The sequence below is a fragment of the Vibrio sp. 3-2(1) genome (genome assembly GCF_963887575.1).
Classification (GTDB): domain Bacteria; phylum Pseudomonadota; class Gammaproteobacteria; order Enterobacterales; family Vibrionaceae; genus Vibrio; species Vibrio anguillarum.
In genome coordinates this window covers 1-510 of record NZ_CAWPGB010000062.1, presented here as the reverse complement: position 1 = coordinate 510, position 510 = coordinate 1, and the positions used below count along the sequence as shown (strand labels likewise).

The 510-nt window shown below is 45.7% G+C and carries 2 tRNA genes and 1 rRNA gene; all 3 read left to right on the top strand.

The features are described from left to right. A 16S ribosomal RNA gene (locus tag AACQ79_RS15555) occupies nucleotides 1–66 on the top strand; the annotation flags it as partial. A gap of 65 nt (nucleotides 67–131) precedes the next feature. After that, a tRNA-Ile gene (locus tag AACQ79_RS15550) sits at nucleotides 132–208 on the top strand. A 44-nt stretch (nucleotides 209–252) separates the two neighbouring features. Then, a tRNA-Ala gene (locus tag AACQ79_RS15545) sits at nucleotides 253–328 on the top strand. The last annotated feature ends 182 nt before the right edge of the window (nucleotides 329–510 follow it).

The following is a 510-nucleotide window of genomic DNA, read 5'->3' as shown; positions in this document are numbered from 1 at the left end:
TTCATGACTGGGGTGAAGTCGTAACAAGGTAGCGCTAGGGGAACCTGGCGCTGGATCACCTCCTTATACGAAGATTACACTGATGAGTGTCCACACAGATTGATGGTTTATACAGTTTAAGAGACGATGCTGGGTCTGTAGCTCAGGTGGTTAGAGCGTTCGCCTGATAAGCGAGAGGTCGGTGGTTCAAGTCCACTCAGACCCACCAATTCTTCCTCCCAGAAGATTGGCACACAGTATCACACACCTGATGGGGTTATAGCTCAGCTGGGAGAGCGCCTGCCTTGCACGCAGGAGGTCTGCGGTTCGATCCCGCATAGCTCCACCATCTTTAAGCGCACTAGCAATAGTGTTTTTAAAAATGGTTTTCATTAGAAAATCGTGCTCTTTAACAATTTGGAAAGCTGACTGATAACAACGAACGTGTTTGTTGTTATCAAATAAAAGTTCTCAACATCAATGCGTTTAACGTATTGATACCAAACACATTCAAGTGTTCTTGGGAAAGCT